The organism is Cupriavidus sp. C1SS-2L, assembly GCF_057073735.1.
On the sequence record NZ_CP172708.1, the window covers coordinates 3,057,467 to 3,084,233 of the forward strand.

The 26,767-nt window shown below is 64.8% G+C and carries 28 protein-coding genes; 19 read left to right on the top strand and 9 right to left on the bottom strand.

What is annotated here, in order from left to right; genetic code table 11:
• Nucleotides 1-46: 46 nt before the first annotated feature.
• A complete protein-coding gene (gene icd / locus ACIGJG_RS14155; protein ID WP_140953161.1) occupies nucleotides 47-1,297 on the bottom strand; it encodes an NADP-dependent isocitrate dehydrogenase in 1,251 nt (416 codons plus the stop codon).
• A gap of 263 nt (nucleotides 1,298-1,560) precedes the next feature.
• On the opposite strand from icd, the gene ACIGJG_RS14160 reads away from it, so the two are divergent.
• From ACIGJG_RS14160 to ACIGJG_RS14170, 3 genes are all read left to right on the top strand, one after another.
• Nucleotides 1,561-2,220 carry a pseudouridine synthase gene (locus tag ACIGJG_RS14160; protein WP_220631019.1) on the top strand — a complete coding sequence of 220 codons (660 nt, stop codon included), beginning with the start codon at nucleotides 1,561-1,563 and terminating at the stop codon, nucleotides 2,218-2,220.
• A 104-nt stretch (nucleotides 2,221-2,324) separates the two neighbouring features.
• Nucleotides 2,325-2,519, top strand: a complete 195-nt coding sequence (locus ACIGJG_RS14165; RefSeq protein ID WP_041679698.1) for a hypothetical protein — start codon at nucleotides 2,325-2,327, stop codon at nucleotides 2,517-2,519.
• A gap of 158 nt (nucleotides 2,520-2,677) precedes the next feature.
• On the top strand, nucleotides 2,678-3,127 hold the full coding sequence (locus tag ACIGJG_RS14170; RefSeq protein WP_041679699.1) for a DUF192 domain-containing protein: 450 nt from the start codon (nucleotides 2,678-2,680) through the stop codon (nucleotides 3,125-3,127).
• A 57-nt stretch (nucleotides 3,128-3,184) separates the two neighbouring features.
• On the opposite strand, the gene ACIGJG_RS14175 is transcribed toward ACIGJG_RS14170, so the two are convergent.
• Entirely contained in the window at nucleotides 3,185-3,670 is a 486-nt protein-coding gene (locus tag ACIGJG_RS14175) for a YajQ family cyclic di-GMP-binding protein (protein WP_011298906.1), read from the bottom strand.
• Nucleotides 3,671-3,807: 137 nt separating this feature from the next.
• Between ACIGJG_RS14175 and murB the strand changes: the two genes are divergently transcribed.
• Nucleotides 3,808-4,818: a UDP-N-acetylmuramate dehydrogenase gene (gene murB / locus ACIGJG_RS14180; RefSeq protein WP_011298907.1), complete on the top strand. Its 1,011-nt coding sequence runs from the start codon at nucleotides 3,808-3,810 to the stop codon at nucleotides 4,816-4,818.
• A 31-nt stretch (nucleotides 4,819-4,849) separates the two neighbouring features.
• Here the strand turns inward: murB and ppnP are convergent, their stop codons facing one another.
• Nucleotides 4,850-5,161 carry a pyrimidine/purine nucleoside phosphorylase gene (gene ppnP / locus ACIGJG_RS14185; RefSeq protein ID WP_140951553.1) on the bottom strand — a complete coding sequence of 104 codons (312 nt, stop codon included), beginning with the start codon at nucleotides 5,159-5,161 and terminating at the stop codon, nucleotides 4,850-4,852.
• Nucleotides 5,162-5,257: 96 nt separating this feature from the next.
• Entirely contained in the window at nucleotides 5,258-6,181 is a 924-nt protein-coding gene (gene argF, locus ACIGJG_RS14190) for an ornithine carbamoyltransferase (RefSeq protein WP_483672452.1), read from the bottom strand.
• A 416-nt stretch (nucleotides 6,182-6,597) separates the two neighbouring features.
• On the opposite strand from argF, the gene ACIGJG_RS14195 reads away from it, so the two are divergent.
• Nucleotides 6,598-6,897 carry a DUF3579 domain-containing protein gene (locus tag ACIGJG_RS14195; protein ID WP_011298910.1) on the top strand — a complete coding sequence of 100 codons (300 nt, stop codon included), beginning with the start codon at nucleotides 6,598-6,600 and terminating at the stop codon, nucleotides 6,895-6,897.
• Between the two features lie 125 nt (nucleotides 6,898-7,022).
• Here ACIGJG_RS14195 and rpsT read toward each other — a convergent pair whose 3' ends face one another.
• Nucleotides 7,023-7,289: a 30S ribosomal protein S20 gene (rpsT, locus tag ACIGJG_RS14200; RefSeq protein ID WP_011298911.1), complete on the bottom strand. Its 267-nt coding sequence runs from the start codon at nucleotides 7,287-7,289 to the stop codon at nucleotides 7,023-7,025.
• Nucleotides 7,290-7,651: 362 nt separating this feature from the next.
• Here rpsT and murJ point away from each other — a divergent pair, with 362 nt between their 5' ends.
• Complete coding sequence (gene murJ / locus ACIGJG_RS14205) at nucleotides 7,652-9,202, top strand: murein biosynthesis integral membrane protein MurJ (protein ID WP_011298912.1); 1,551 nt, start codon at nucleotides 7,652-7,654, stop codon at nucleotides 9,200-9,202.
• A gap of 81 nt (nucleotides 9,203-9,283) precedes the next feature.
• Nucleotides 9,284-10,132, top strand: coding sequence for a SirB1 family protein (locus ACIGJG_RS14210; RefSeq protein WP_011298913.1), 849 nt, complete (start codon nucleotides 9,284-9,286; stop codon nucleotides 10,130-10,132).
• An 18-nt stretch (nucleotides 10,133-10,150) separates the two neighbouring features.
• Here the strand turns inward: ACIGJG_RS14210 and ACIGJG_RS14215 are convergent, their stop codons facing one another.
• Nucleotides 10,151-10,804, bottom strand: coding sequence for a VTT domain-containing protein (locus ACIGJG_RS14215; RefSeq protein WP_181184495.1), 654 nt, complete (start codon nucleotides 10,802-10,804; stop codon nucleotides 10,151-10,153).
• Nucleotides 10,805-10,945: 141 nt separating this feature from the next.
• Between ACIGJG_RS14215 and mutL the strand changes: the two genes are divergently transcribed.
• Together mutL and miaA are read left to right on the top strand one after the other, a co-directional pair.
• Entirely contained in the window at nucleotides 10,946-12,904 is a 1,959-nt protein-coding gene (gene mutL / locus ACIGJG_RS14220) for a DNA mismatch repair endonuclease MutL (RefSeq protein ID WP_483672453.1), read from the top strand.
• Nucleotides 12,905-12,952: 48 nt separating this feature from the next.
• Nucleotides 12,953-13,909: a tRNA (adenosine(37)-N6)-dimethylallyltransferase MiaA gene (gene miaA / locus ACIGJG_RS14225; RefSeq protein ID WP_011298916.1), complete on the top strand. Its 957-nt coding sequence runs from the start codon at nucleotides 12,953-12,955 to the stop codon at nucleotides 13,907-13,909.
• Between the two features lie 24 nt (nucleotides 13,910-13,933).
• Here miaA and ACIGJG_RS14230 read toward each other — a convergent pair whose 3' ends face one another.
• On the bottom strand, nucleotides 13,934-14,860 hold the full coding sequence (locus ACIGJG_RS14230) for a LysR family transcriptional regulator (protein WP_483672454.1): 927 nt from the start codon (nucleotides 14,858-14,860) through the stop codon (nucleotides 13,934-13,936).
• Between the two features lie 111 nt (nucleotides 14,861-14,971).
• Here ACIGJG_RS14230 and ACIGJG_RS14235 point away from each other — a divergent pair, with 111 nt between their 5' ends.
• Nucleotides 14,972-15,865 (top strand): sterol desaturase family protein, encoded by an 894-nt coding sequence (locus tag ACIGJG_RS14235; RefSeq protein ID WP_483672455.1) that lies wholly within the window; start codon nucleotides 14,972-14,974, stop codon nucleotides 15,863-15,865.
• Nucleotides 15,866-15,951: 86 nt separating this feature from the next.
• On the opposite strand, the gene purM is transcribed toward ACIGJG_RS14235, so the two are convergent.
• Nucleotides 15,952-17,004, bottom strand: coding sequence for a phosphoribosylformylglycinamidine cyclo-ligase (gene purM / locus ACIGJG_RS14240; protein ID WP_483672456.1), 1,053 nt, complete (start codon nucleotides 17,002-17,004; stop codon nucleotides 15,952-15,954).
• A 158-nt stretch (nucleotides 17,005-17,162) separates the two neighbouring features.
• On the opposite strand from purM, the gene ACIGJG_RS14245 reads away from it, so the two are divergent.
• The 9 genes from ACIGJG_RS14245 (at nucleotide 17,163) to ACIGJG_RS14285 (ending at nucleotide 24,848) form a co-directional block, all read left to right on the top strand.
• Entirely contained in the window at nucleotides 17,163-18,233 is a 1,071-nt protein-coding gene (locus ACIGJG_RS14245) for an AI-2E family transporter (RefSeq protein ID WP_483672457.1), read from the top strand.
• A 101-nt stretch (nucleotides 18,234-18,334) separates the two neighbouring features.
• Nucleotides 18,335-19,042 (top strand): DnaA regulatory inactivator Hda, encoded by a 708-nt coding sequence (hda, locus tag ACIGJG_RS14250; RefSeq protein ID WP_011298921.1) that lies wholly within the window; start codon nucleotides 18,335-18,337, stop codon nucleotides 19,040-19,042.
• Between the two features lie 87 nt (nucleotides 19,043-19,129).
• A complete protein-coding gene (locus ACIGJG_RS14255) occupies nucleotides 19,130-19,804 on the top strand; it encodes a histidinol-phosphatase (protein ID WP_011298922.1) in 675 nt (224 codons plus the stop codon).
• 1 nt (nucleotide 19,805) lies between these two features.
• Nucleotides 19,806-21,335, top strand: a complete 1,530-nt coding sequence (gene pcnB, locus ACIGJG_RS14260) for a polynucleotide adenylyltransferase PcnB (protein WP_011298923.1) — start codon at nucleotides 19,806-19,808, stop codon at nucleotides 21,333-21,335.
• Nucleotides 21,332-21,868 carry a 2-amino-4-hydroxy-6-hydroxymethyldihydropteridine diphosphokinase gene (gene folK / locus ACIGJG_RS14265; protein WP_011298924.1) on the top strand — a complete coding sequence of 179 codons (537 nt, stop codon included), beginning with the start codon at nucleotides 21,332-21,334 and terminating at the stop codon, nucleotides 21,866-21,868. Before pcnB ends, folK begins: the two co-directional genes overlap by 4 nt.
• Before the next feature lie 35 nt (nucleotides 21,869-21,903).
• The gene (locus ACIGJG_RS14270; RefSeq protein ID WP_011298925.1) at nucleotides 21,904-22,548 is read left to right on the top strand and encodes a deoxynucleoside kinase; all 645 of its coding nucleotides are present in this window, start codon (nucleotides 21,904-21,906) and stop codon (nucleotides 22,546-22,548) included.
• A 93-nt stretch (nucleotides 22,549-22,641) separates the two neighbouring features.
• Complete coding sequence (gene panB / locus ACIGJG_RS14275; RefSeq protein WP_011298926.1) at nucleotides 22,642-23,463, top strand: 3-methyl-2-oxobutanoate hydroxymethyltransferase; 822 nt, start codon at nucleotides 22,642-22,644, stop codon at nucleotides 23,461-23,463.
• Between the two features lie 3 nt (nucleotides 23,464-23,466).
• Nucleotides 23,467-24,165, top strand: coding sequence for an ABC transporter permease (locus tag ACIGJG_RS14280; protein WP_011298927.1), 699 nt, complete (start codon nucleotides 23,467-23,469; stop codon nucleotides 24,163-24,165).
• Nucleotides 24,162-24,848, top strand: coding sequence for an energy-coupling factor ABC transporter ATP-binding protein (locus ACIGJG_RS14285; RefSeq protein ID WP_011298928.1), 687 nt, complete (start codon nucleotides 24,162-24,164; stop codon nucleotides 24,846-24,848). The genes ACIGJG_RS14280 and ACIGJG_RS14285 overlap by 4 nt, the downstream gene beginning before the upstream one ends.
• 20 nt (nucleotides 24,849-24,868) lie before the next feature.
• Here ACIGJG_RS14285 and ACIGJG_RS14290 read toward each other — a convergent pair whose 3' ends face one another.
• A complete protein-coding gene (locus tag ACIGJG_RS14290; RefSeq protein WP_483672458.1) occupies nucleotides 24,869-26,656 on the bottom strand; it encodes a chorismate-binding protein in 1,788 nt (595 codons plus the stop codon).
• Nucleotides 26,657-26,767 lie beyond the last annotated feature (111 nt).

Consider the following 26,767-nt stretch of genomic DNA (forward strand, 5'->3'; position numbering starts at 1 on the left):
ACCGGGGTTCTGACGCGCCGCGCCCGCGCATGGGCGCCGGGCGGGATCACATGTTTTCGATCATCACCTGACCAAAACCCGAGCACGACACCTGGGTCGCACCTTCCAGCAGGCGGGCGAAGTCATAAGTGACCTTCTTCGACAGGATCGACTTTTCCATCGAGGCGATGATCAGGTCGGCCGCTTCGGTCCAGCCCATGTGGCGCAGCATCATTTCTGCCGACAGGATTTCCGAACCCGGGTTCACGTAGTCCTTGCCAGCGTACTTCGGCGCCGTGCCGTGCGTGGCTTCGAACATGGCCACGGAGTCGGACAGGTTCGCACCGGGGGCAATGCCGATACCACCGACCTGTGCTGCCAGTGCGTCCGAGATATAGTCGCCGTTCAGGTTCAGCGTCGCGATCACTGAATACTCAGCCGGGCGCAGCAGGATCTGCTGCAGGAAGGCGTCGGCAATGGCGTCCTTGATGACGATGTCGCGGCCCGTCTTCGGGTTCTTGAACTTGCACCACGGGCCTCCATCGACCAGCTCGGCGCCGAATTCCTTCTGGGCCAGCTCATAGCCCCAGTCACGGAAACCGCCTTCCGTGAACTTCATGATGTTGCCCTTGTGCACCAGCGTGACCGACGGCTTGTCGTTATCGATGGCGTACTGGATAGCCTTGCGCACCAGGCGCTGGGTGCCCTGCTTCGACACAGGCTTGACGCCAATGCCCGACGTTTCCGGGAAGCGGATCTTCTTCACACCCATTTCGTTCTGCAGGAAGGCAATCAGCTTCTGGGCCTGCGGGCTTTCGGCCTCCCATTCGATCCCGGCGTAGATGTCTTCCGAGTTCTCGCGGAAAATGACCATGTCGGTCTTTTCCGGCTCGCGCACCGGCGAAGGCACGCCCTTGAAGTAGCGCACCGGGCGCAGGCACACGTACAGGTCGAGCTGCTGGCGCAGCGCCACGTTCAGCGAGCGGATGCCGCCGCCGACCGGCGTGGTCAGCGGGCCCTTGATCGAGACGACGTATTCCTTGAGCACGTCCAGGGTTTCGTCAGGCAGCCACACGTCCGGGCCATAGACCTTGGTGGACTTCTCGCCGGCGTAGATTTCCATCCACGAGATCTTGCGCTTGCCGCCGTAGGCCTTTTCCACCGCGGCATCCACCACCTTGATCATCACAGGCGTGATGTCGAGGCCCGTACCATCGCCTTCAATATAAGGAATGATCGGAGTGTCCGGGACATTCAGCGAGAAATCCTGGTTGACCGTGATCTTCTCGCCGGCCGGGACCTTGATGTGTTGGTACATGACGTCTCCAGTACGGAACGGTTAAGACGGCCGCCCGGTACACGACCCGGCAGCGAAATATGGGAGGCGTAGCGAAGGCATTGTAGCCGGGCACCCCGGTTCATCTGCACTGCGCCGCACAATCCAGCCTTGCTTTCAGTCTTATATAAGACACAAGACTGGTTTCATATTATGCAGCAATTTTCCGTGATCTGCCATTCCGCCAAGCCGCGCCAGTCAAGGAAAGCAGGCGATTGGCCCCGTCTGCGGCATACTGCTGCCCCATGACGTTGATTGCCCTGAACAAACCCTTTGGCACGATGAGCCAGTTTTCCGAGCATCCCTCTCGCCCAACGCTGGCCGAGTGGATCGCAACGCCTGGCGTGTACCCGGCAGGCCGGCTTGATGCCGACAGCGAAGGCCTGCTGCTGCTGACCGATGACGGCGGCCTGCAGGCGCGCATTGCCGATCCGCGGCACAAGCTAGCCAAGACCTACTTCGCGCAGGTCGAGGGGATTCCCGACGAGGCCGCGCTGGCGCGCCTGCGACAGGGCATCGACCTCGGCGACTTCCACACCTTGCCGGCCAAGGTACGCGCGGTCGAGGAGCCGTCATGGCTTTGGCCCCGAAACCCACCGGTGCGCTTTCGCGCCGCGATTCCGACCAGTTGGCTGGAGCTCCAGATCCGTGAAGGCAAGAATCGCCAGGTTCGCCGCATGACGGCGGCCGTCGGCTTCCCGACGCTGCGCCTGCTGCGCGCCACCATCGGGCGGCTGGATCTACGTGAACTGGGCCTGCAGCCCGGACAGTCGTGCATCGTGGAGCCGGACCGGCTGGGCCTGCCACCGACTCGCACACCGCGCCCGGAGCCGCGAACCCTCGGGTCGGGCAACGCCGGAACGCGCGGCACCGGCATCAAGGGTCGAGTGCGTTACAAAAACTAACACCCGGCACGTCAACGCACCGGGCGGTGTCCTCGTTGTTGTCGGTGACGCGCCCAATTGCGCGCCGACCTTTCCGACTACAGTCACCCTTCGAGGTAATCGCAATGAAAAAACTGATCGCTGCCCTGGTTGTTGGTCTGTTCGCCACCGGCGCTTTCGCCCAGGCTTCGGCTCCTGCTGCTGCCGACGCTGCTCCGGCCGCCAAGGAAGCCCCGAAGGCCCAGAAGAAGAAGACCTCGCACAAGAAGCACCACGCCAAGAAGTCGACGGCTGCTGCTTCGGCGCCGGCTGCGCAGTAAGCATGCGGCTGCGGCGGGCATCCGCCGCACCGTGTGAAAGGCAGGTTGCCCGGCAACCTGCCTTTTTTGTATCTGCCGGACCGCCATACCCATGCCGCTCAGTCTTCGCCGGCGTGCGTTATGCTTGCGGCTGCCTTCGAATCTCCCGCCGCATTGCCATGCGAACCTTGACCAAGACCCCGCTTTCCCGCTGCATGTTGGTGGCCGCTGCCTTCAGCGGTCTGGCCCACGCCCAGAGCGCCCTCCCCGTGGTGCCACTCACAGCCGGCATGTACGCCATCCAGGCAGAGGTCGCGTCAACCCCCGCGGCACGTGAACAGGGGCTGATGTACCGGAAGTCGATGCCGGCCAATGCCGGCATGCTGTTCGTGTTCGAGCAGAAGGCCGGACACTGCTTCTGGATGAAGAACACCGACCTGCCGCTATCGATCGCCTTCCTGGCCGATGACGGCAGCATCGTCAATATCGAGGACATGGCGCCGCAGACGCAAGACAACCACTGCCCGAAGGCAGCGATCCGCTACGCGCTCGAAATGAACAAGGGCTGGTTCGCGCAGAAGGGCATCCGGGCCGGCGCGAAGATAGGCGGACTGCCGCAGCCGCGCTGAGCGCACGCTGCAGCGAGGCGCCGGCATTGCACCGGCGCCCCTACAGGTACGGGGCAATCAGTCCCGGAAGTTGTTGAAGTCCAGCGGCGCCTCGGACACGTCCTTGCGCAGCATGGCGATCACGCTCTGCAGATCATCGCGCTTGGTGCCGGACACGCGCACGGCGTCGCCCTGGATGCTGCCCTGGACTTTGATCTTGCTGTCCTTGATCATGCGCACGATCTTCTTGCCCAGGTCGCCAGTCACGCCCTTCTTGATCGTGATGACTTGCTTGACCTTGTCGCCGCTGATCTTCTCGACCTTGCCGTAGTCGAGGAACCGCACGTCGACGTTGCGCTTGGCCATCTTGTTGAGCAGCACGTCCTTGACCTGCCCCAGCTTGAAATCATCGTCGGCAAAGGCGGTCAGCTCGCCCTCCTTCTGCTCGACCCGTGCGTCCGAACCCTTGAAATCGAACCGCGTCGAGATCTCCTTGTTGGCCTGCTCGACCGCATTCTTGACCTCGACCATGTTCGCTTCGCACACTACGTCAAACGACGGCATTGCATTCTCCTTGTCACTTGCCTGTCCGGCGCCCGCAACCCGGGCGGTCCGCGCCGGTACTTCCGTATAATCCAGCCTGCCTCGCGCTCCACGGAGCACCCGGCCGCGCAGCGGCGGCCGCATCACCTCTAGCTTGCATGGCAGATTTCCACGAATTTTATCCCCTGCGCCGCCACAATACATTCGGATTCGACGTCCGGGCGCGATATGCATCCCACATCCGCAGCGAAGCCGACCTTCTCGCCGCGCTGAATGACCCGCGTGCCGTCGGACTGCCGCTGGTGGTGCTCGGCGGCGGCAGTAATGTGGTGCTGACCGGCGATCTCGACGCGCTGGTTCTGCTGATGGAGATTCCGGGCTTTCGCGTTGGCACGGCGCCAGATGCCTGGCTGGTCACGGCGGGCGCTGGCGAAAACTGGCATGGGCTGGTCTGCCGCACCATCGCGGAGGGCCTCCCTGGCCTCGAAAACCTTGCCCTGATTCCCGGCACCGTCGGGGCGGCGCCTATCCAGAACATCGGCGCGTATGGCGTCGAACTGCGCGAGCGTTTTGCGAGCGTGCGGGCGCTCGACCGCCAGACGATGCGTTTCGTGGACCTCGACCTGGAACAGTGCGCGTTCAGCTACCGCGACAGCCTGTTCAAGCAGGCTGGTCGCGACCGTTACATCATCACGGCAGTGACGCTGCGCCTGTCGCGCGACTGGCAGCCGGTGCTGGCCTATGGCGAGCTGGCACGCGAAGTGGAAGGCAATGCCGCGCCTGACGCGGCGGCGATCCGCGATGCGGTGATCGCCATCCGCTCGCGCAAGCTGCCCGATCCCGCGCAGATCGGCAATGCGGGCAGCTTCTTCAAGAATCCGCTGGTCAGTGCAGAGCAACGCGACGTGCTGCTGGCGAGCCACCCCGATCTGGTCAGCTATGCCCAGCCCGACGGCTCGTTCAAGCTAGCCGCGGGCTGGCTGATCGACCGCTGCGGATTCAAGGGACTCAACGACGGCCCGGTGGGCGTCTATGGCAAGCAGGCGCTGGTGCTGGTACACCACGGTGGCGGCACCGGCGCAGCACTGCTGGCGCTGGCCGGGCGTATCGCCGATACGGTGCAGGCCCGCTTCGGCGTGCGGATCGAACCGGAACCGGTCGTGCTGTAATGGGCTCCGCGGCTGAGATCAGCCGTTCTGGTCAGCCAAAGTGGCAGACGTAGTCCAGGGTTTCCTGGACTTCAATGTCAAAGCTGCTGTTGCCCGGCACATCGAACTGCTGGCCGGCGCCATACGTCTGCCAGGCTTCGGAGCCGGCCAGGCGCACGCGGCACACGCCAGCGTTGATTTCCATGATTTCCGGAGCGCCGGTGTTAAAGGTCAGCGTCGCCGGGAAGATCACGCCGAGCGTCTTGCGTGTGCCATCGGCAAACAGCACGGTGTGGCTCACGCACTTGCCGTCGAAATACAGGTTGGCCTTCTTGACGACCGATACGTTATCGAACTGGCTCACTTCCATCTCCTTGATTGCAGTTTTGTGGATGCGGTCACGTAAAAAGAGGGGCCATGGCGGCCCCTCCCGTTGTGCCTGCCGGCGCGCGCCTCAGTGTCAGTAGCGGCCGCAGAGCAGATATTCCATCAGCGCCTTCTGCACGTGCAGGCGGTTTTCCGCCTCGTCCCAGACCACGCTCTTGGGGCCGTCGATCACGGAGGCCTCGACTTCCTCGCCGCGGTGGGCGGGCAGGCAGTGCATGAACAGAGCGTCCGGCTCGGCACGGTCCATCATCGCCGTGGTCACCATCCAGTCCTGGAACGCGCGCTTGCGCGCCTCGTTCTCGGCTTCGAAGCCCATGCTGGTCCACACATCGGTGGTCACCAGGCTCGCGCCCTTGCAAGCAGCGAGCGGATCTTCAAACACCTTCAGCTGGCCTGCCGCCGATGCCGGCACCAGGGCCGGATCGAGCTGGTACCCCGGCGGCGCCGAGAAATGGAACGTGAAGCCCAGCCGTTCGGCTGCCTGGATCCAGGTATAGGCCATGTTGTTGGCATCGCCGATCCATGCCACCGTCTTGCCGCGGATGCTGCCGCGCTGCTCGATATAGGTGAACACGTCGGCCAGCACCTGGCACGGGTGATATTCGTTGGTCAGGCCGTTGATCACCGGCACGCGCGAATGCGCGGCGAAGCGTTCGATGATGTCCTGCCCGAACGTGCGGATCATGATGATGTCGACCATGCGCGAAATCACCTGCGCCGCATCTTCGATCGGCTCGCCACGGCCAAGCTGCGAGTCGCGCGTGTTGAGGAACACCGCATGGCCGCCGAGCTGGTGGATGCCGGCTTCGAACGACAGGCGCGTACGCGTCGAGTTCTTCTCGAAGATCATGGCCAGCGTGCGGTCGTGCAGCGGATGCCATGTCTCGTAGTTCTTGAACTTGGCCTTGAGGATCCGTGCGCGGTCCAGCAGGTACTCGTACTCGTCGGGAGTCAAGTCGCTGAACTGGAGGTAATGCTTGATCGGGGTTGAGCTCATAAAACAAAGAAGGCGGCCCGGAGGGGACACGCCGTCATCAAGTGCATGACAGAAGCGCGTCGCGGAGCCGCCTTTCGCGTCGCATACGCAATTTACTTGGAATGATCATAAGGGATTATTTCTGCTTTGGCGAGCCCGGAAGAACCCGGTTCGCCACCCGTTGACAGGTTCCCGACAGGATTTCGAGCTTATGCGCAAGTCTTATATAAGATATAATACTGGCTGATTCACGCGGGGCCCGGCATACCCATGCCGCCTGCCCGCCGCCGGCATCAAAAGTGCCCCCGCAGACACCGACGCCCCGCCAGTCCCGGCCGGAAAGAGCGAACCAACACTCGCCGGCCGCGTCAAACCGGGCGCCCGTTACGCGGGTTTTCCGTCGAGTCACCACGCCTCACCCGCAGTCGCCCAGTCTCATGAACCCCAATGTTCGCGAATATTTCATCCAAGGCATTACCAAGGAGGGCAAGACCTTCCGCCCGAGCGACTGGGCTGAACGACTCTGCGGCGTCATGGCGCAATTCCGTCCAGAAGGCGATACCGGCGATCCCCGCCTGACCTACTCCCCGTATGTACGCCCGATCTTCTCGGGCAACGTCAAATGCGTCGTGGTCGATGTGCGACTGCGCGAGATTGAACCCAAGGCGCTGGACTTCGTGCTGAACTTCGCGCGCGACAACAACCTGCAACTGGTCGAAGCCTGCTCGCTCGAATAATCCAACCGGGGCCGCACCAGGATGCGGTAGCCAGAAAGCAAAAAAGCTCGTCGGATGACGAGCTTTTTTGTTGGGCGGGTACCGTAGCACCCGTCAGCGGGCCGCCGTGGCGGCCCGGGCAGCTATCAGGCAGCCATGGCCTTGATGGCAGCCGACAGACGCGACTTGTGACGTGCAGCCTTGTTCTTGTGCACGATCTTCTTGTCAGCAATGCTGTCGATGGTGGCTTGCGAGTTCTTGAAGATCTCGGCAGCGGCAGCCTTGTCGCCGGCGTCGATAGCCTTGCGAACAGCCTTCACGGCGGTACGCAGACGCGAGCGCAGGCTGGAGTTGTGGGCGTTCTGGGCAACGGCTTGGCGAGCGCGTTTGCGAGCTTGTGCGGAATTTGCCATTTAAATAAGTATCCTGAATTCTCAGATGCGTGCCGCGGGGGACACAACAATTAAGTCATATCAAGCGACCCGGGATGCACTGACACACGAATCCGGAACGCAACTGTCCTTGTGAATCGGCAATTATACACACACGTCAGCGCCACACGCAAGACTCACCTCGGTATACGGCGCTGCCCCCGGAAGCCGCCGGGACGATCCGTATAATAGTCGTCACTTCGACGCGCGCGCGTGCCGCCGCGGCAACTTTACCGCGCGCCGGGCGTCAGAACCGCCATCCCGATGCTAGCGCGGCGTGCGCGACCCGCACCCTGCCGTGCCAGCGCCAGCACTGCCGATCCACCACTTCCCGCCCACTCACCTTGAATCTGCTCAAAGCGCTCGCCACCATCAGCGGCCTGACCATGCTCTCGCGCATCACGGGGCTGGTGCGCGAAATCCTCATCGCCCGGGCGTTCGGCGCGTCGGACATGACCGATGCCTTCAACGTGGCCTTCCGGATTCCCAACCTGCTGCGGCGCATCTTCGGCGAAGGCGCGTTCTCGCAAGCCTTCGTGCCAATTCTGGGCGAATACCACGCCAAGCGCGGTGACGCCGAGACCAAGCTCCTGATCGATGCCGTCGCCACGGTCATGACCTGGGCGCTGATGGGCGTGTCACTGCTTGGCGTGATTGGCGCGCCACTGGTGATGACTGTGGTGGCGACCGGCTTTCGTGGTCAGGGCGAAACCTACACCGCCGCGGTATTCATGACGCGCGTGATGTTCCCGTACATCGGCCTGATCTCGCTGGTGGCATTGGCATCCGGCATCCTGAACACATGGCGCAAGTTCGCGGTGCCTGCCTTCACGCCAGTCCTGCTGAACCTGTGCCTGATCGTCGCTGCGCTGTTCGTGGGCCCGCACATGGCGCAGCCGATCTATGCGCAGGCTTGGGGCGTGCTGGTTGGCGGCATCCTGCAACTCGTGATCCAGGTACCTGCGCTGCGTCGCCTGGGCGCGATGCCACGCCTGAGCTTCAGCGTGCGCGCAGCATGGGCCAACGCCGGCGTGCGGCGCATCCTGAAGCAGATGGGGCCGGCCCTGCTGGCCGTGTCGGTCGCGCAGATCAGCCTGATCATCAATACCAACATTGCTTCGCGCCTGGCTGCGGGCAGCGTGTCGTACCTGACCTATGCCGACCGCCTGATGGAGTTTCCGACCGCGCTGCTCGGCGTGGCGCTCGGGACCATCCTGCTGCCGAGCCTGTCGAAAGCAAGCGCCCAGGACAATCGCGAAGAATACTCGGGCCTGCTCGACTGGGGCCTGCGCCTGACCTTCCTGCTCGCGGTGCCATGCGCGGTGGGCCTGTTCGTGTTCGGCACGCCGCTGACCGCGGTGCTGTTCAACTACGGCAAGTTCGACGCGCACGCTGTCGAGATGACGCGCCAGGCGCTGGTGTCGTACGGCACCGGCCTGCTCGGCCTCATCGTCATCAAGATTCTGGCCCCGGGCTTCTATGCGCGGCAGGATATCCGCACGCCGGTGAAGATTGCGATCGTGGTGCTCGTCATCACGCAGGCCTGCAACTATCTGTTCGTGCCATGGATGGGTCATGCGGGCCTGGCGCTGTCGATCAGCGTCGGCGCAAGCATTAATGCACTGCTGCTTTTTGCGGGGCTGGTGCGTCGGGGGTTCTACCGGCCGGCGCCCGGATGGTGGCTGTTCCTGGCGCAGCTCTTCACCGCGGTGCTGCTTCTCTCGGGCCTGCTGCTCTGGTTCGTACGCAACTTCGACTGGGTCGGCCTGGGTGCCACGCCGCTGCTGCGCATTGCCCTTCTGGCCTCCTGCCTGATACTTGCGGCGGTGGTCTACTTCGGTACACTGTGGCTCATGGGACTGCGATACGCCGCCTTCAAGCGCCGGACGGCCTAAGGCCTGTTCATATATGGAACGTGCCATAGCGAGTAGTGGGCGCCAGCGCACGGCCCGGCCGTGCCGCATCAGGAATCCGCAATGACAAGTACGAAAGTCCTGGACTATTTCGCCAGCCTCGTGGCCGACGAAAACGGCATCCCCCTGACTGAAACCGCACTTTCCATCGCGCAGGACGCTTACCCGGATCTGGATTTGCAAGCCGAACTCGCGGCGCTCGATGTACTGGCGCTGCGCCTGAAGCGCCGGATAGCCGAGGGCACCCCAGCGATCCAGCGGCTGCGTCTGCTGAACCACTTCTTCTATCGCGACCTCGGCTTTGGCGCCAACGCCAACGACTACTACGACCCGGACAACTCGTACCTGAACGTGGTGCTGAAACAGCGTCGCGGCATCCCGATTTCGCTGGCGGTGCTGTACATGGAACTTGGCCAGCAGATTGGCCTTCCGCTCAAGGGCGTATCGTTCCCGAACCATTTCCTGGTGCGCATGACGATCCCCGCCGGCGAAGTCGTGCTCGACCCGCTGACTGGGGAAACCCTATCAAAGGAACAGCTTCAGGAGATGCTCGACCCGTATCTGGAGCGAGAAGGAATTTCCGACCCCGGCCAAGTGCCGCTGGGCCTGTTCCTGCAGGCTGCAAGCCATCGCGAGATCATCGCGCGCATGCTGCGCAACCTGAAGGCGATCTATCTGCAGGAATCACGCTGGCAGCGGCTGCTTGCGGTACAGAACCGCCTGGTGATCCTGCTGCCCGGGTCGATCGAGGAAGTACGCGACCGCGGCCTGGCGTATGCGAATCTCGAGTGCTTCCGCCCGGCGCTCGAAGATCTGGAAGCCTATGTGAAGGCGCGCCCGGACGCCGCCGACATCGCGCAGATTCGCGACCGCATGCCGGCCCTGCGCATGATGAGCCGCAGCCTCAACTGAGACCGCGGCAGAGCGGGTTCAGCGCTCGACGCTCGGCGTGCTGCGCTTGTTGCCGCGCACCAGCCGCCACAGCCCGCCCAGCACCAGCGGCACCACAGCCGCGCCGATACCGGCCAGCACGATCAGGTTCAGGTACTGCTTGATGAACGGCAGGTTGCCGAAGAAATAGCCCGCAAACACAAGCCCCGCGACCCACGCCATTGCGCCGATCACGTTGAAGAACTGGAAGCGCGCGAACGTCATCTGCGACACGCCCGCGACGAACGGCGCGAAGGTGCGCACGATCGGCACGAAGCGCGCCATCACGAGGGTCTTGCCACCGTGGCGCTCGTAGAAATCGTGTGTGCGGCGCAGCGCTTTCTGGTCGAGAAAGCGCCATTGATGGTCGAACACCTTGGGCCCGATCCAGCTGCCGACCCAGTAGTTCACGGTGTTGCCCGAAATCGCCGCCGCCAGCAGCAGCCCGATCAGCACCCATTCATTCATGGCGCCGGTTGCGCAGAACGCGCCCGCAATGAATAGCAGCGAGTCGCCCGGCAGGAACGGCAGCACCACCAGCCCGGTTTCGGCAAATACGATGAGGAACAGGATCGCATAGACCCATGCACCGTATTGCTGGATAACCGTGCCGAGATATTTGTCGACATGCAGGAGCATGTCGATGAGCTGCAGAGCGAGATCCAAGTCGTTCCCCGTTATGTTGTAGGTTACTTCACCAAGCGCGACATCATACAAGACCCGCCCGACGCATCGGTCACCTGGCGGGGCTTGCGCGGCCATCTCGCGTGTGGCGCGCCACGTATAATCGCCCGCATGCCAGCCTCCGCCTCCCGCACCGCGCAGCCGCCACGGCCGATCCGTCCCCTGCCCGACCAGCTCATCAGCCAGATTGCCGCCGGCGAAGTCGTGGAACGGCCGGCATCCGTGGTCAAGGAACTGCTCGAAAATGCACTCGACGCAGGGACAAGCCAGCTCGGCATCCGGCTCGAAGAAGGCGGCGTGAGGCGCATCGTCATCACGGACAACGGCTGCGGCATTCCGCCCGCCGAACTGCCCGTCGCGCTGATGCGCCATGCCACCAGCAAGATCGCTTCGCTCGACGAACTCGAGGCCGTACTGACCCTCGGTTTCCGCGGCGAGGCCCTTGCATCGATTGCGTCCGTCTCGCAACTCTCGCTGACCAGCCGTACCGCCAGCGACGCGCACGCCACGCAGGTCAGTGCCGATACCGGCGCAATGCAGCCGGCTTCGGGCGGCGTCGGCACCACCGTCGATGTCCAGCATCTCTACTTCAACACGCCAGCGCGCCGAAAGTTCCTCAAATCGGAACAAACAGAGCTAGGTCACTGCCTGGAAATGGTCCGCCGCGTGGCACTGGCCCGCCCAGACGTGGCCATTTCGGTCCATCACAACGGCAAGCCGCTGGAACACTGGAACGCCGGTGACGTGGCCACGCGCACCGCACAGGTCCTCGGCAGCGATTTCGCCCGTGCACGGCTGCCGCTCGACGAGGAAGCCGGCGACCTGCATCTGTATGGCTTTGCAGGGTTGCCCACGGCCTCGCGCGGCCGCCCGGACCAGCAGTATTTCTTCGTGAACGGCCGCTTTGTGCGCGACAAGCTGCTTAATCATGCCGTGCGCAGCGCCTACCAGGACGTACTGCATGGCGACCGCTTCCCGTCCTACGTGCTGTGCCTGGACCTGCCGCCGGAAATGGTGGACGTGAACGTCCATCCGTCCAAGATCGAGGTGCGCTTCCGCGAATCGCGCTCCGTGCATCAGTTCGTCTATCACGCCGTGCAGCGCTGTCTCGCGCGCCAGGCTGGTGAGAACGGCGACAGCCTGCACACCGGGACCGACGTCGAAGACGTGCCGGCAGCAGGCGGCGCGGGCGAACTGCGCGAGCCCCGCGCGCCATACGGTGGCACGGCGAGCAGCGGCAGCCAGTGGATCAACTATTCGGCGGCGCGCCAGACCGAACTCGGCATTGCGCAGCCACGCCAGGCTTATCTGGGCATGGTGCGCGAAGCCACCATGCCGCGGCCTTACGTGCCATCGTCCCAGCCGCCCGCGTGGCTCGCCGATGCGCAAGCCGCGCGCGCCGATGAACCGCCGAGCCTGCTCGATGGTGTGGTCCCGGCCCGCATGGCGCTGCCGATTGCGGAAGACGCTACGGAAGGCGCTGAGGACCACCCGCTCGGCTACGCGATTGCCCAGCTCCACGGCATCTACGTGCTCGCGCAGAACGCGCGGGGCCTTGTGCTCGTCGACATGCACGCGGCGCACGAGCGCATCCTGTACGAGCAGATCAAGGACGCGCTTGATGCACGCGATCTCGCCGTGCAGCCGCTGCTGCTGCCCGTGACGCTACCGGCAAACCCCGTGGAAATCGGCACTGCCGAAGAACATCGCGAAACGCTCGAACTGCTCGGCTTCGACATCGCTCCCGTATCGCCCACCACGCTCGCGGTGCGTGCCGTGCCGGCGCTGCTGCAGCAGGCCGACGCAGAAGCGCTGGCCCGAGACGTGCTGCGCGACCTGCACTCCTATGGCGGATCCCGAGTGCTGGCCGAGCGCCGCAACGAACTGCTGGCCACGCTGGCCTGCCACAGCGCTGTGCGCGCCAACCGCAAGCTCACGCTGGAAGAGATGAACGCGCTGCTGCGCCAGATGGAACAGACCGAACGCGCCGACCAGTGCAATCACGGCCGCCCGACGTGGGTTCAGCTGAGCGTGTCTGAGCTCGATCGTCTTTTCCTGCGCGGCCAGTAACACCGCGTTTTTCACCGCGTTCGCGCACTACGCCTTGCAGAAGTCCTGATGTCCGCCCTGCCTTCGTCCGAACACCCGCCCGTCGTCTGCCTGCTGGGCCCGACCGCCTCAGGCAAGACCGCGGCCGCCCTGGCCCTGGCACAGCAGGCGCCGGTCGAGATCATCAGCCTCGATTCGGCGCTGGTCTATCGCGAGATGGATATCGGCACTGCCAAGCCCACGCGTGAAGAGCTGGCCTCCGTGCCACACCACCTGATCGACATCATCGATCCGACCGACAGCTACTCCGCCGCGCAATTCGTCACCGACGCCGAACGGCTGATCGCCGAGATCCGCAGTCGCGGCCACCAGCCGCTGATCGTCGGCGGCACCATGCTGTACTACAAGGCGCTGACGCAGGGCCTGAACGACCTGCCGCAGGCTGATCCTGCCGTGCGCGCCAAACTCGACGAACTGGCCGCCGAACGCGGCTGGCCCGCACTGCACGCGATGCTGGCGGAGGTCGACCCGGTCACCGCCGCGCGGCTCGCGCCCAACGACGCGCAGCGCATCCAGCGTGCGCTGGAGATCCACCGGTTATCGGGGCAACCAATGTCCGAGCTGCTGGCGCGGCAGGCCGACGGCCGTACCTTTACGGGCGCAGCGGATCAGCGCTACCGCGTGATCGCGCTGGAGCCGTCGGACCGCGCCGTGCTGCATGCACGCATCGCCGCGCGCTACGACGCCATGCTGGCTGGCGGCTTTATCGAGGAAGTCGAACGCCTGCGCCGGCGCGGCGATCTCCATCCGGGCCTGCCGTCGATCCGCTGCGTAGGCTACCGTCAGGTCTGGGAATACCTGGACGGCGACACCGATTACGCGACCATGCGCGAACGCGGCATCGTGGCCACGCGCCAGCTCTGCAAGCGCCAGATCACGTGGCTGCGCAGCACGCCCGAGCGGCTGTCCGTCGATTGCGTCGCACCCGACTACGTCCAGCAGGTAGCGCGGCTGGCGGGCATGTGACCCACCCGTCGGCACTAAGCCAGCCTATTGCGGCGACGCCTTGCGCTCGCCGTGGATCTCGCCTGCCACGCGCTCGATGCAACGCATCGCCTTCATCGCCATGGGCGACGGCGTGCGATTGCGCAGGCTCACAATACCCATGCCGGCATGCAGCGTGGGAAGCCCCTCGACGTCGAGCGGTACCAGTTCGCCCGAAGCCACCTGCGCCTCTACCGCTGCTTCTGTCGCGCCGAGCACCATGTCCGTGGACAGGGTGACCGCCCGGATCACGGCGAAATCGTCGCACTCGAGCGCCAGGACGGCTTCCTGACCGGCGGGCAATCCCAAGACTTTCGTCAGCGCCGCCGTTACAGCGCGCGGCGCCTTGACGGCTGCGACGCCGTACGCCCACGCAGCCTTGATCGTGCATGACGTACCGGCGACCGGATGCCCCGCGCGGACAAAGAAGCGTGCGGCCTGCGCCGGCAGCGGCCGGATGTCCAGCGCGTCGTCATCGGGCAAGTCGCGTACGTCAGCGACAAAGAACTCAATGTCCTCGGCACGCAAACGCTCAAGCAACAGTACCCAGTTGCTCTCTTCAACGCGCAAGGCGACCTGCGGATGCAGGCGCCGCAGTTCCGTCAGCACGCGCGGCATCAGGGTCGCGGCGGGGAACGGCCCGACGCCGAAAGCCGTGTCTCCAAGTTGATTGTCGAGGTAGAGATCGACGTCGCGCTGCATGCAGCGGGCCTCGAACAGCAGCCGCCTGGCACGTTCGAGCACGAACTCACCGGCCGGCGTCGGCCGGATATCCCCCACATCACGCTCGAAAAGGCGCACCCCGAGATCGTTTTCGACCGCCTGGATGCTTCGGCTGAACGCGGGTTGACTAAGGTGCACTTGCTCGGCTGCACGGGCGAAGTGCAGCGTGTCGGCAAGGGCAACCACATGGCTGAGCCGGCGAAGGTCCATGGCGTTCTCATTGCGTTTTGCACATTGGAATGATGTCGATTATGCATTGGACGCATCGATATCGCCAACCTAGAGTGGTCCGTACAAAAAGCATTACCGGAGACATACCTCATGAACTTGCAGCTTCAGAACCTGCTGATCGGCAGCATCATCGTCGGCTTTGCCGTGATGGAATTCGCCTCGCGCCGCTACCAGCAAAGCGTGCGCGCCGACGCCAACGACACCAAGCTCGAAGTCCTGATGTTCGTCAGCCTGATCGCCGTCACGCAGCCGCTTGCGCTGCTTGGTGCCAACGGGCTCTGCGGCTGGCTAATCCCCGAGATGCACGGCGCCTGGTCCCACCTGTCGTGGTGGAGCATGGTTGCCATCCTGCTGGTCGCCGACGACATGACGCAATACTGGTGGCATCGGGCGTCCCATACACCGTGGTTGTGGCCGCTGCATCGAGCGCATCATTCGGCGTCGTACATGAGCATCCGCGTCACGTACCGGAACAACTTCTTCTACTACCTGATGATGCCGGGGCTGTGGATCGCGGGCGTGCTGCTTTACCTGGGCTTCGGCAAGGTCTACGGCGTATATATCGTGGTCAAGATGCTGGTGATCCTGGGTGCGCACTGCGCGTGGCGCTGGGATGAACCGCTCTATCGGATGCGCGCGCTGCGACCGTTGATGTGGGTCGTCGAGCGGACCATCTCTACGCCTGCCACGCACTGGGCCCACCATGCGCTGACCAATGCCGATGGCATCGGCCACTACAAGGGCAACTTTGGCAACCTGCTGTTTTTCTGGGACGTTCTGTTTGGGACGGCCCACATCACCCGCAAGTACCCGGCTAAAGTCGGACTGGAGGATGATCGCCGCTTCGGAGCCGAACACTGGGCCGCGCAGATGTTTTATCCGCTGCGCCAGTCGCAACGGCAGCACACGGCACTGCGGTTCGGGGGCGAGGCATTTGGCGATCAGGACACCGCTGCGGATGTCACGGCCGCCGGAAATCGCTGATACACGTGACTCAAAAAAAAAAGCGCATGCAGTGCATGCGCTTTTTCTTATTGCGTTGCCGGCCAGCGAGCCGGCATCCGGGCGTGTCAGACCACCACGGTCTGCGCCTGGCCTTCAGCGCGCTCGCGGATCTCGCCAATCTCCCACACGGCTTCACCGGCAGCCTGCAGATGGCGGATCGCACGCTCGGCATCTTCCTTGGCAACAATGACCACCATGCCGATGCCGCAGTTGAACACGCGGTGCATTTCCTCATCGGCCACGCGGCCTTGCGACTGCAGCCACTGGAACAGCGGCGGCAGCGCCCACGCGTCGCGCTGGAGCACGGCCGTGGTGTTCTGCGGCAGCACGCGCGGCACGTTCTCGGTCAGGCCACCGCCAGTGATGTGAGCCATGCCCTTGACCGGCAGCGTTTCGATCAGCGACAGCAGCGGCTTCACGTAGATGCGCGTCGGCGCCATGATGGCGTCCTGCAGGCGCTGGCCGTGGAAATCGGCGTCCAGGTCCGGCTTGGCGACTTCGATGATCTTGCGCACCAGCGAGTAGCCGTTCGAGTGCGCGCCCGACGAGGCCAGGCCCAGCACCACATCGCCCGGGGTGATGGTGGTGCCGTCGATGATCTTCTTCTTCTCGACCGCGCCGACCGCAAAGCCGGCCAGGTCGTATTCGCCGTCCGGGTACATGGTCGGCATCTCGGCAGTTTCGCCGCCGATCAGTGCGCAGCCGGCCAGTTCGCAGCCGCGGGCGATGCCTTGGATCACGGTGGCGGCCGTGTCAACGTCGAGCTTGCCGCAGGCGAAGTAGTCCAGGAAGAACAGCGGCTCGGCACCCTGCACCAGGATGTCGTTCACGCTCATGGCGACCAGGTCCTGGCCCACGGTATCGTGGCGGTTAAGCTGGAAGGCGAGCTTCAGCTTGGTGCCCACGCCGTCGGTACCCGACACCAGCACGGGCTCCTGGTACTTCTTCGACAGTTCGAACAGCGCGCCGAAACCGCCGATGCCAGCCATCACGCCTTCGCGCATGGTGCGCTTGGCGAACGGCTTGATGCGGTCGACCAGGGCATCGCCGGCATCGATGTCAACACCGGCATCGCGGTAGGAAAGGCCTGCCTGGCCGGCGGTCGAGGAAGCGCTCATGAGAACCTGCTTGTGTCAGAGGAGATAAAGTGGAGACTTCGCCGCTCCGGCAACCTAGCTGTGGCAGGGGGCGGGCGCGAGTCCAGTAGAATTGCGATTTTAACGGATACAGGCGCCCGGCTTCCAGTTTCGCCAGTTCCGCCCTGTGCGCCCATTCGATGAACGCTCCCCTGCTGAACGATGAGACCAAGCGCGTCCTGCTCTGGATCGCGGTCGCTGCGGGCCTGTTCGCCGCCATCATCGCGCTGGCGCCGATCCTGACGCCCTTCCTGCTGGCCTTCATCTTCGCCTACATCCTGACCCCGGGCGTGGACTGGATGGCGCGCCGGCGCGTGCCGCGCGCGATCGCCGTCGCCGTGATGATCCTGTTGCTTGTCGTGGTCTGCGTGGTGTTGGTGCTGCTGCTGATCGCCGTGCTGCAGCGGGAAATTCCGCAGGTGCGCGAGCAGTTGCCGATGCTGCTGAAGAAGCTCAACGCCGTGGTGGCGCCTCGGCTGGCGGACTTCGGCGTGCGCGTGCGCTTCGATTTCCCCGGCCTGCGCAGCATGCTGTCGGACCGTTTCTCGGCGAGCCCCGAAGACCTGCTGGCGATGCTGCTGAACTATGCCAAAGTCTCCGGCTCGGCGCTGCTCGAGGTGGCCGGCATGGCGTTCGTCATTCCGATCGTCATGTTCTACCTGATGATGGACTGGCACATGGTGATGCGGCGCATCGAAGGCCTGGTGCCGCGCCGCTGGGTGCCGAAGGTGCGCGAACTGACTGCCGAGACGGACGTGCTGCTGTCGCAATACCTGCGTGGCCAGATTCTGGTGATGGTAATCCTGGCCTCGATCTATTCGATCGGCCTGACCGTGGCCGGCTTTGACGTCGGCGTACCCGTGGGCGTGTTCACGGGATTGGCCGTGTTCATTCCGTATATCGGCTTCGGCATCGGCCTGGCGCTGGCTATCCTGGCTGCGCTGTTGCAGTTCGGCGACTGGTACGGTTTGGCAGCGGTGGCCGTCGTGTACGGCATTGGCCAGTTCATCGAAAGTTTCTACCTGACGCCGCGGCTGGTCGGCGAGCGCATCGGGCTGCATCCGCTCGTGGTGATCTTCGCACTGCTCGCATTCGGACAACTGTTCGGCTTCTTCGGCGTGCTGCTGGCGCTGCCCACCTGCGCAGTGCTGCTGGTCGGGGCGCGGCAGCTTCGTCGCGTGTACCTGGCCAGCGACCTCTATCGGAAGTAATGGAAATAACGGAAGCGACGGGAAAAATGACGGACAATAGTCGGCTTGAGCCGATTCCATGTGCACCGCGCAAGCTGTCCCCCGCAAGTTAGCCATACGTCATGTCCCCGCGTCCCAAGCAACTTTCGCTCGAGCTTGGCAGCCCCCCGCCTTCGACCTTCGACAATTTTGTCGTGGCTTCGAACCGCGAGGCGGTGCAACGCCTGCACGACCTGCCCAGTGCGGTCGCGCAGGAGCGCGCCATTGACCGGCTGTTCTATCTGTGGGGGGAAAACGGCTGCGGCCGCACGCACCTGCTGCATGCGGTGTGCGAGGCGACGCCCCAAACCGGCATCAACTGCCGCTACCTGAGCCCGCACCACCCGCTGTCCGATTTCCTGTTCGACCCGTCCTGCCAGCTTTATACGGTCGATGACGTCGAACTGCTCGATGAAGCGCGGCAGATCGCGGTGTTTTCGCTGTACAACGAAGTCCGCGCGCACGTGCGCACCGCGCTGGTCGTGGCAGGGGGCATGGCACCGCGCGCCATGCCCGTGCGCGAAGACCTGCGCACCAGGCTCGGCTGGGGATTGGTCTACCAGGTCCAGCCGCTGTCGGACGAGGACAAGATGTCCGCAGTGCTTCAGGCGGCACGCGAGCGGGGCCTGCAGCTGTCCCCGGAAATCACGCACTGGCTGGTCACGCGCCATTACCGCGACATGCCCAGCCTGATGGCGCTGCTCGATGCGCTGGATACCTACTCGCTGGAGCGCAAGCGCCCGGTCACCCTGCCCCTGCTTCGCGAAATGTTCGCGGAGTTTCGGGAATAATCGCCGGAAATCTTCGCCACCCGCCTTTTTGTGGCCGGCGCGAGAGCACGCGGACCGGCACACTCGCTTAAGGTAAAATCGCGCCCCATGAATCTGGCACTCTTTGATCTCGACCATACCCTGATCCCGACTGACAGCGACCACGAATGGGGCCGTTTCCTGGTGCGCCAGGGCGTTGTCGACGAGGACTCCTACCGCCGCAGGAACGATGAGTTCTATGGCCACTACAAGGCCGGCACCCTGGATATCCAGGCATTCCTGCGCTTCGCGCTGGCGCCGCTGGCCGCCAACACGCGTGAGCGGCTTGACACCCTGCGCCAGCATTTCATGCGCGAAGTCATCGATCCGGTCATCACGCCGCAGGCGCGCGCGCTGGTCTACAAGCACATCGAAGCCGGCGACCTTTGTGCCGTGGTGACCGCAACCAACAGCTTCGTCACCGCCCCAATCGTGTCGGCATTCGGCATCAAGCACCTGATTGCGACCGAGCCAGCGACAGTCGACGGCCGGCCCGAAGCCCAGTTCACCGGCGAGGTCGACGGCGTGCCGAGCTTCCGCGAAGGCAAGATCACCCGTGTCGAAGCATGGCTCAAGAGCCAGGGCGCACACTGGGACGACTTCAGCACGACCTACTTCTACAGCGACTCGATCAACGACCTGCCGCTGATGGAAAAGTCGAGCGAACCGATCGCCACCAACCCGGACGATCGCCTGCGCGAGCATGCCGCCGCTGCGGGCTGGCGCATCATGGACCTGTTCTGACGTGATCAAAAAGCTCATCAACCGGCTACTCGGCAAGCCCGGCCCCAAGCAGCGCCGCATTGGCCGCGCCCACACGCCGCGCATCGTCACCGTGGAAGAGCACCGCATCGACCCGACGCTGCTGTCGCGCAATGCGGTCAAAGTCACTTCCACGCTGCAACAGGCGGGGTACCAGGCCTTTATCGTCGGCGGCGCTGTGCGGGACCTGCTGCTTGGCATCAAGCCGAAGGATTTCGACGTCGCCACCAACGCCACGCCCGAGCAGGTGCAGTCGCTGTTCCGGCGCTCGCGCATCATCGGGCGGCGCTTCCAGATCGTCCACGTGACGTTCTACGGCGGGCGCGAGCAGGAAATCATCGAGGTTTCCACGTTCCGCGCGCTGGTCGATGCCGTCGCCAGCGAGACGCTGCCAGAGGGCCGGCGCCTGAAGCGTTCGGAACTCGACAGCAAGACGCACGCGATCGACGCATCGGGACGCGTGTTGCGCGACAACGTGTGGGGATCGCAGGCCGAAGACGCGGAACGCCGCGACTTCACCATCAATGCGATGTACTACGACCCGGCCGCGCAGACCGTGCATGACTACCATCACGGCATGGAAGACATCCGCGCGCGCACGCTGCGCATGATCGGCGACCCGACCCTGCGCTACCGCGAGGATCCGATCCGCATGCTGCGCGTGGTGCGCTTTGCGGCCAAGACCGGCTTCGGCATCGACGAGGCCACGCGCGAGCCGATCGGCGGCCTGGCGTCGCTGATCCACAACGTGCCGAGCGCGCGCCTGTTCGACGAAATGCTCAAGCTGCTGATGTCCGGCCATGCGTGGGCATCACTACAGGAACTGCGCAAGGCCGGCCTGCACAAAGGCCTGCTGCCGCTGCTCGACGTGGCGCTGGAACAGCCGATGGGCCAGCGCTTCGTGCAGCTCGCGCTCGACAACACCGACCGGCGCGTACAGGCCGGCAAGCCGGTCTCGCCGGGCTTCCTGTTCGCGGCGCTGCTGTGGCACCACGTGCTGCAGCGCTGGAACGCCGAGCGCGAACGCGGCGAGCATCCGATCGCTGCGCTCAATATCGCCATGGATGCCGTGCTCGAAAAGCAGACCGGCCAGCTTGCGATCCAGCGCCGCTTCGTCACCGACATGCGTGACATCTGGGGCATGCAGCCGCGCTTCGAAAAGCGCGTGGGACGCATGCCGTTCCGCCTGCTGGAGTCGCCGCGCTTCCGCGCCGGCTTCGACTTCCTGCACCTGCGCTGCCAGTCCGGTGAAATGCCCGAGGAGATTTCCCGCTGGTGGCAGGACTTCCAGAATGCCGACCCGGATGAGCGCGAAGGCCTGATCGACGCCGCGCGCACCCCGCGTGGCCCGGCCGGCCAGGCCGGTCCGGCTGGCACCGAAGGCGAAGGCCCGGCGCGCAAGAAGCGCCGCCGACGCGGTCCGCGGAAATCGGATAAAGTTTCTTCCCGGAGCGACACGGACGCGGGGCAGGAATCACATGCCGGCCGCGGCCAGCCGGAGGAACATCAATGACACTCGCCTTCATCGGCATTGGTGCCAACCTGGGCGATGCCCGCCAGGCACTGAAAGACGCGATCGTATGCCTGGCTCAGCAGGTCGGCATTACGGTACTGGCACGGTCTTCGCTGTATCGGACCGCGCCCGTCGATGCCGATGGCGACGATTACTACAACGCGGTGGTCAAGGTGCAGACCTCGTTCACGGCCGCGCAGCTGCTTCGCATCTGCCACCACATCGAAGACCAGTTTGGCCGCGAACGCCCGTTCCGCAACGCGCCGCGCACGCTGGACCTGGACCTGCTTGTGTTCGGTGACGAACAGCACAACCACGAGCATCTGACGGTACCGCATCCGCGCGTCACCGAGCGCGCCTTTACGCTGGTGCCGCTGCTGGAGCTGGCCCCCGAACTGGTGATTCCCGGCGTCGGCCCCGCCGTCGACTTTCTCGCTCGGGTTGGCGGCCAGCGCATCGATAAAGTCTCCACCTGCAAGTGCATGCGCGCGCAGGCCGCCGGTTCAGCCGGCCCCTCCGACGCTAAGGACTGAGCCGGCGGAGCCATCCGCCTCGCGCCGGCAACGATATGCTCGAACACCTGCGCCGCATCGTCGTGGAAGGCCCGGTCGGGTCCGGCAAGACTTCGCTGGCCCAGCGCCTTGCGCACACGCTGCACGCGGCCGAACTCCCCGACGGCGTCCGCAGCAACCCCTTCCTCGAACGCTTCTACCGCGATCGCGCGCGCTATGCGCTGCCGCTGCAACTGGCCTGCCTGAACAAGCGTGCCGACCAGCTCCAGCAATGGCAAAACGCCCTGTTCGCAGGGCAGCGCATGGTCAGCAATTTCCTGATCGCAAAGGATCGCCTGTACGCTTCGCTGAACCTGCCCGAGGACGAGCTGGCACTCTATGACGCGATTGCCTCACGGCTGCAGTTGCCACCACAGCGCACCGACCTCGTGATCATGCTGCAGGCCACCCCGTCGCTGCTGCGCGAGCGCATCGCCCGCCGTGGCGAGCCCGGCGAGGCTGCCGGCATCGACGAGGCCTACCTGCAGCAGCTGACGGACGCCTACGGCGAACTGTTCCATCGCTATGACGAAGCCCCCGTACTGATCGTGGATACGGCCCACTTCAATCCGGTGGACAACGATGGGGATTTCCGTACACTACTGACGCGCATCGAGAACATGCGCGGCCGCAGGGCCTTTCTCAATCTGGCTGCGCCCTGACCGCAGCGGGCTTGCCCGCGACGGCACACAACCATAACGACAGCCGCGCCGGCCCGCCTCACGCCGAGCGCCCTCTCCTGACTCGTCACTGCCATGAGCTACCTCCTCGATCCCTCCCGCAAGACCGTCACCATCACCCGGCTGCAGGCCATGCGCGACGCCGGTGAAAAGATCGCGATGCTGACCGCTTACGACTCCAGCTTCGCCGCGTTGCTCGACTACTGCGGCGTGGAAGTCATCCTGGTCGGTGATTCGCTCGGCAACGTGATGCAAGGCCAGCAAACCACGCTGCCCGTGACGCTGGAGCACATGGCTTACCACACCGAATGCGTGGCACGCGCCAACCAGACGGCGCTGCTGGTAACCGACCTGCCCTTCGGCACCTATGGCACGCCGGAAATGGCATTTGCAAGCGCGGTCACGCTGATGCGTGCGGGCGCGCACATGGTCAAGCTCGAAGGCGGCGACTGGCTGGCCCCGACCGTGAAGTTCCTGGTCGAGCGCAGCATCCCGGTGTGCGCCCATATCGGCCTGACCCCGCAGTCGGTGCATGCGTTCGGCGGCTTCAAGGTGCAGGGCAAGACCGATGAAGGCGCAGCCCAACTGCGGCGCGACGCTCAGGCAATGGAGGCTGCCGGCGCACAGATCGTGCTGATGGAGGCGGTGCCGGCCACGCTCGCCGGCGAGATCACGCAGATGCTCAAGGTGCCGACCATCGGCATCGGTGCCGGCGCGGACTGCTCGGGCCAGGTGCTGGTGCTGCAGGACATGATCAACGTCTACCCGGGACGCAAGGCCAAGTTCGTGCGCAACTTCATGGACGGCCAGACGACGATCGAAGGTGCGATCCGCGCCTATGTGGCCGCCGTGAAGGATGGCAGCTTCCCGGCAGCAGAGCACACCTTCTCCGCCTGACCGGTGGAGATCGGCGCCGCCACGCTGGCCGCGTTCCGCCTGCTTGCCAGCGGCGACGCGGCGCTCTGGTTCATTGTCTGGACCTCGCTGATGGTCGCGGTGCTGGGCCTGGCCATCGCCACGGCTCCCGCCGTAGGTGCGGCCTGGCTGATCGCCACGCACCGGTTCCCGGGCCGCCGCGCGGTCGTCGTCGTGGCGCAGGCCTTTCTCTCATTTCCGACCGTGCTGGTCGGGCTCATCCTCTACCTGCTGCTGACGCGACAGGGCCCGCTTGGCGGCTTTTCGCTGCTGTTCACGCCGGGTGGCATGGTGCTGGGGCAAGCGGTGATCGGCTTTCCCGTGATCCTCGCGTTTTCGTTGTCCACATTGCAGGGCGCCGATCCACGACTGCAGGAAACCGCGCGCGTGCTCGGCGCGGGCCGCTGGCGCATCTTCTTCACGGTGATCCGCGAACTGCGCTTCGGGCTGATGGCCGCCATCGTGGCAGGCTTCGGCCGCGTGATTGCCGAGGTCGGTTCGGCGCTGATGATCGGCGGCAATATCGAAGGCTCCACGCGCACTATCACTACGGCGATCGCGCTTGAAACCAGCAAAGGTGAGTTTGCGCAGGGCATTGCGCTGGGCATCGTGCTGGTAGCACTGGCACTGCTCGTGAATATCGGAATGGCGTGGCTGCAGGGCGCCGGAGGATTCCGCCGATGAGCGCGTCCTCCACACCATTGCTGACCGTACGCCGCCTGTCGCGCAGCATCGGGGCGCGCCGCCTGTTCGATATCGGCGAACTGATGTTCCCGCGCGCCACGGCCATTGTGCTGACGGGACAAAACGGCGCCGGCAAGACCACGCTGCTGCGCATGGTGGCCGGGCTTGAGCCGGCGCCAGGCGCCACAGTGCACTGGACCGACGCGCACACATCCGCGCGCAGCGCACCGCTGGATCCGCTGCCACGCGAGTTGCGCGAGCGCATTGCCTACCTGCACCAGCATCCATACCTGTTCCGCACTTCCGTGCGCGAGAACGTCGCCTATGGCCTGCGCGCACGCGGCCTGCCGAGCGATGAAATCCTGCGCCGCGCCGACGAGGCACTGGCCTGGGCGGGTGTGACACACCTGCAGGACACGGCGCCCGAGAAGCTGTCCGGCGGCGAAGTTCAGCGTGTGGCGCTGGCGCGCGCCAAGGTACTGGAACCGGACCTGATGCTGCTCGATGAACCGACCTCAAGCCTGGACGGGCAGGCGCGCGAGCAGGTCATTGCGCTGGTGCGCGAACTGGCGGAGGAAGGCCGCACGGTGGTGATGATTTGCCACGACCGCGAGCTGATCAATCTGCCCGGTGTGGTGCGGTGGAAGCTTGGCGATGGGTTGCTGGATATTCACCATCGGTAGAGCGCGCTCGCCGTCGCAGCCTAGCGCAAGCTTGCCCGCATCACGCCGCGCAGCGAATTGATGGCCAGCACTGCCTCCGCGCGCATCAGCATTGCCCGCGTTACAACCGCCTCGCGAGCCGGACCATCGAGCATTGGATCGCCCTCCTCCAGCACCACCGCCCGCATCACGCCGGGCAGGATGTCCGCGGCCAGCGGTGGCGTCAGCCATTCTCCATCGACCTTGACGAATACCGAGCTGCGGCCACCCTCGAGCAATTCATCGCGTGTGTTGAAGAACAGGCGATCGAAACAGCCGGCGCGCTCCGCTGCCTGCCAGCCGGCGTCGTAGACAGCGCGCGCGCTGGTCTTGTGCCGGCGCAGCGGGTCGGCGTCGGGCAGCGGCTCGTCGGCGATGTCGAGTCCGACGGTCGCTTCCGCCAGTGGCCGCAGCGCGCCGCTGGCAAACGACAGCTCGCCGTGTTTGTCGACGCTCATGCGCAGGCGCCAGTTTCCGGCGCCCAAACGGACCATCTCGGCCGTCAATGCGGCCATGACCGCCGGCCGGTCGAAGGCAAACCCAAGCGCAGCACATGACGAGGCCAACCGCGCGAGGTGCCGATCGCCGCGAAGGCAGCGGCCGTCTTCGACGTGCATGGTCTCGAACAGCGTAAGGCCGGGATCATGGCGAGTGAGGAAGCGCGCCTTCCAGCCGCACTCGGCAAACTCGTCGGCCACCACGCTGTCGTGCACGATGCCACCACCAACGCCCATCTCGCCGGCTCGCAAGCCATCCGCCGCACGCGGCGACAGCACTAGCGTGCGAATGGCTACGGACATGGCGAAACGGCACAGGCCACCATCGCTGGGCTCTGGCGCATCGAGCCAGCCGATTGCACCGGTGTAGAGGCCGCGAGGCGCGGGTTCGAGCTCGGCAATGATTTGCATGGTACGCCGCTTGGGCGCGCCGGTGATCGAGCCACACGGGAACAGCGCCCCGAAGAGTTCGCCGAACCGCGTGGCAGCGCGCGCCGTTGCCCTGACGGTCGAGGTCATCTGCAGCACGGCGCCGAACGGCTGCACAACAAAGCGGTCCGGCACTTCCACGCTGCCCGGTTGCGCAATGCGTCCAAGGTCGTTGCGAAGCAGGTCCACGATCATCACGTTCTCGGCGCGATTCTTCGCATCGGCGGCGAGGCCGGCGGCGGCTTGCGCGTCTTGCCCGGGATCGCCGGACAGCGGCGCAGTGCCCTTCATCGGACGCGTGAGCAGACGGCCGCTTCCATCGTGCTGCACGAAAAGCTCGGGCGACAGCGACAGTACCCAGCCATCGCCGGGCAGGCAGGCCAGCACGCCATAGGGCACCGGCTGCGCGTCGCGCAACGCGGCGTAGAGCGCGCGCGGATCGCCAAACGACGAGAATGCGATCCGCTGCGTGAAATTGACCTGGTAGGTATCGCCGGCTTCGATCCATGCATGGATGCGGGCAATGGCGGTATCGAAGGCTTCGCGCGGGGTATCCGCGGCGACATTCATGAGCCCGGCGGGCGCTTGTGCATCGGGTTCAGGCAGCCAGGCGCGCACGGCATCGCCGTCGAGCCGCCGCATGTCGCGGAACCAGAGCAGGCGCACGGCGCCATCGTGGAAGGGCAACCTGTCGTCGGTGTGCGCCGGGGCGCCGACCAGCGCGCCGCCGAATTCGTAGGGTGCGAACAGCGTCGCGTGCCAGCCCTGGCGCCAGCCTTCGGCGAGCAGTGCATCGATCAGCGCGACATCACTGCCAGCGGGCAGCCGGTCTTCGCGAACGAGGCCGGTGTAGAGCCGTGACATCGCTTCGCCAGATGGCGCAGTAGCATCGTCCAGCAGTACGAACGGTTGGGGATCGGAGCAGGAAAGCGAGAGAGGCACGACAAGAAGGCGGGAAAATGCACAGCGCCTGCA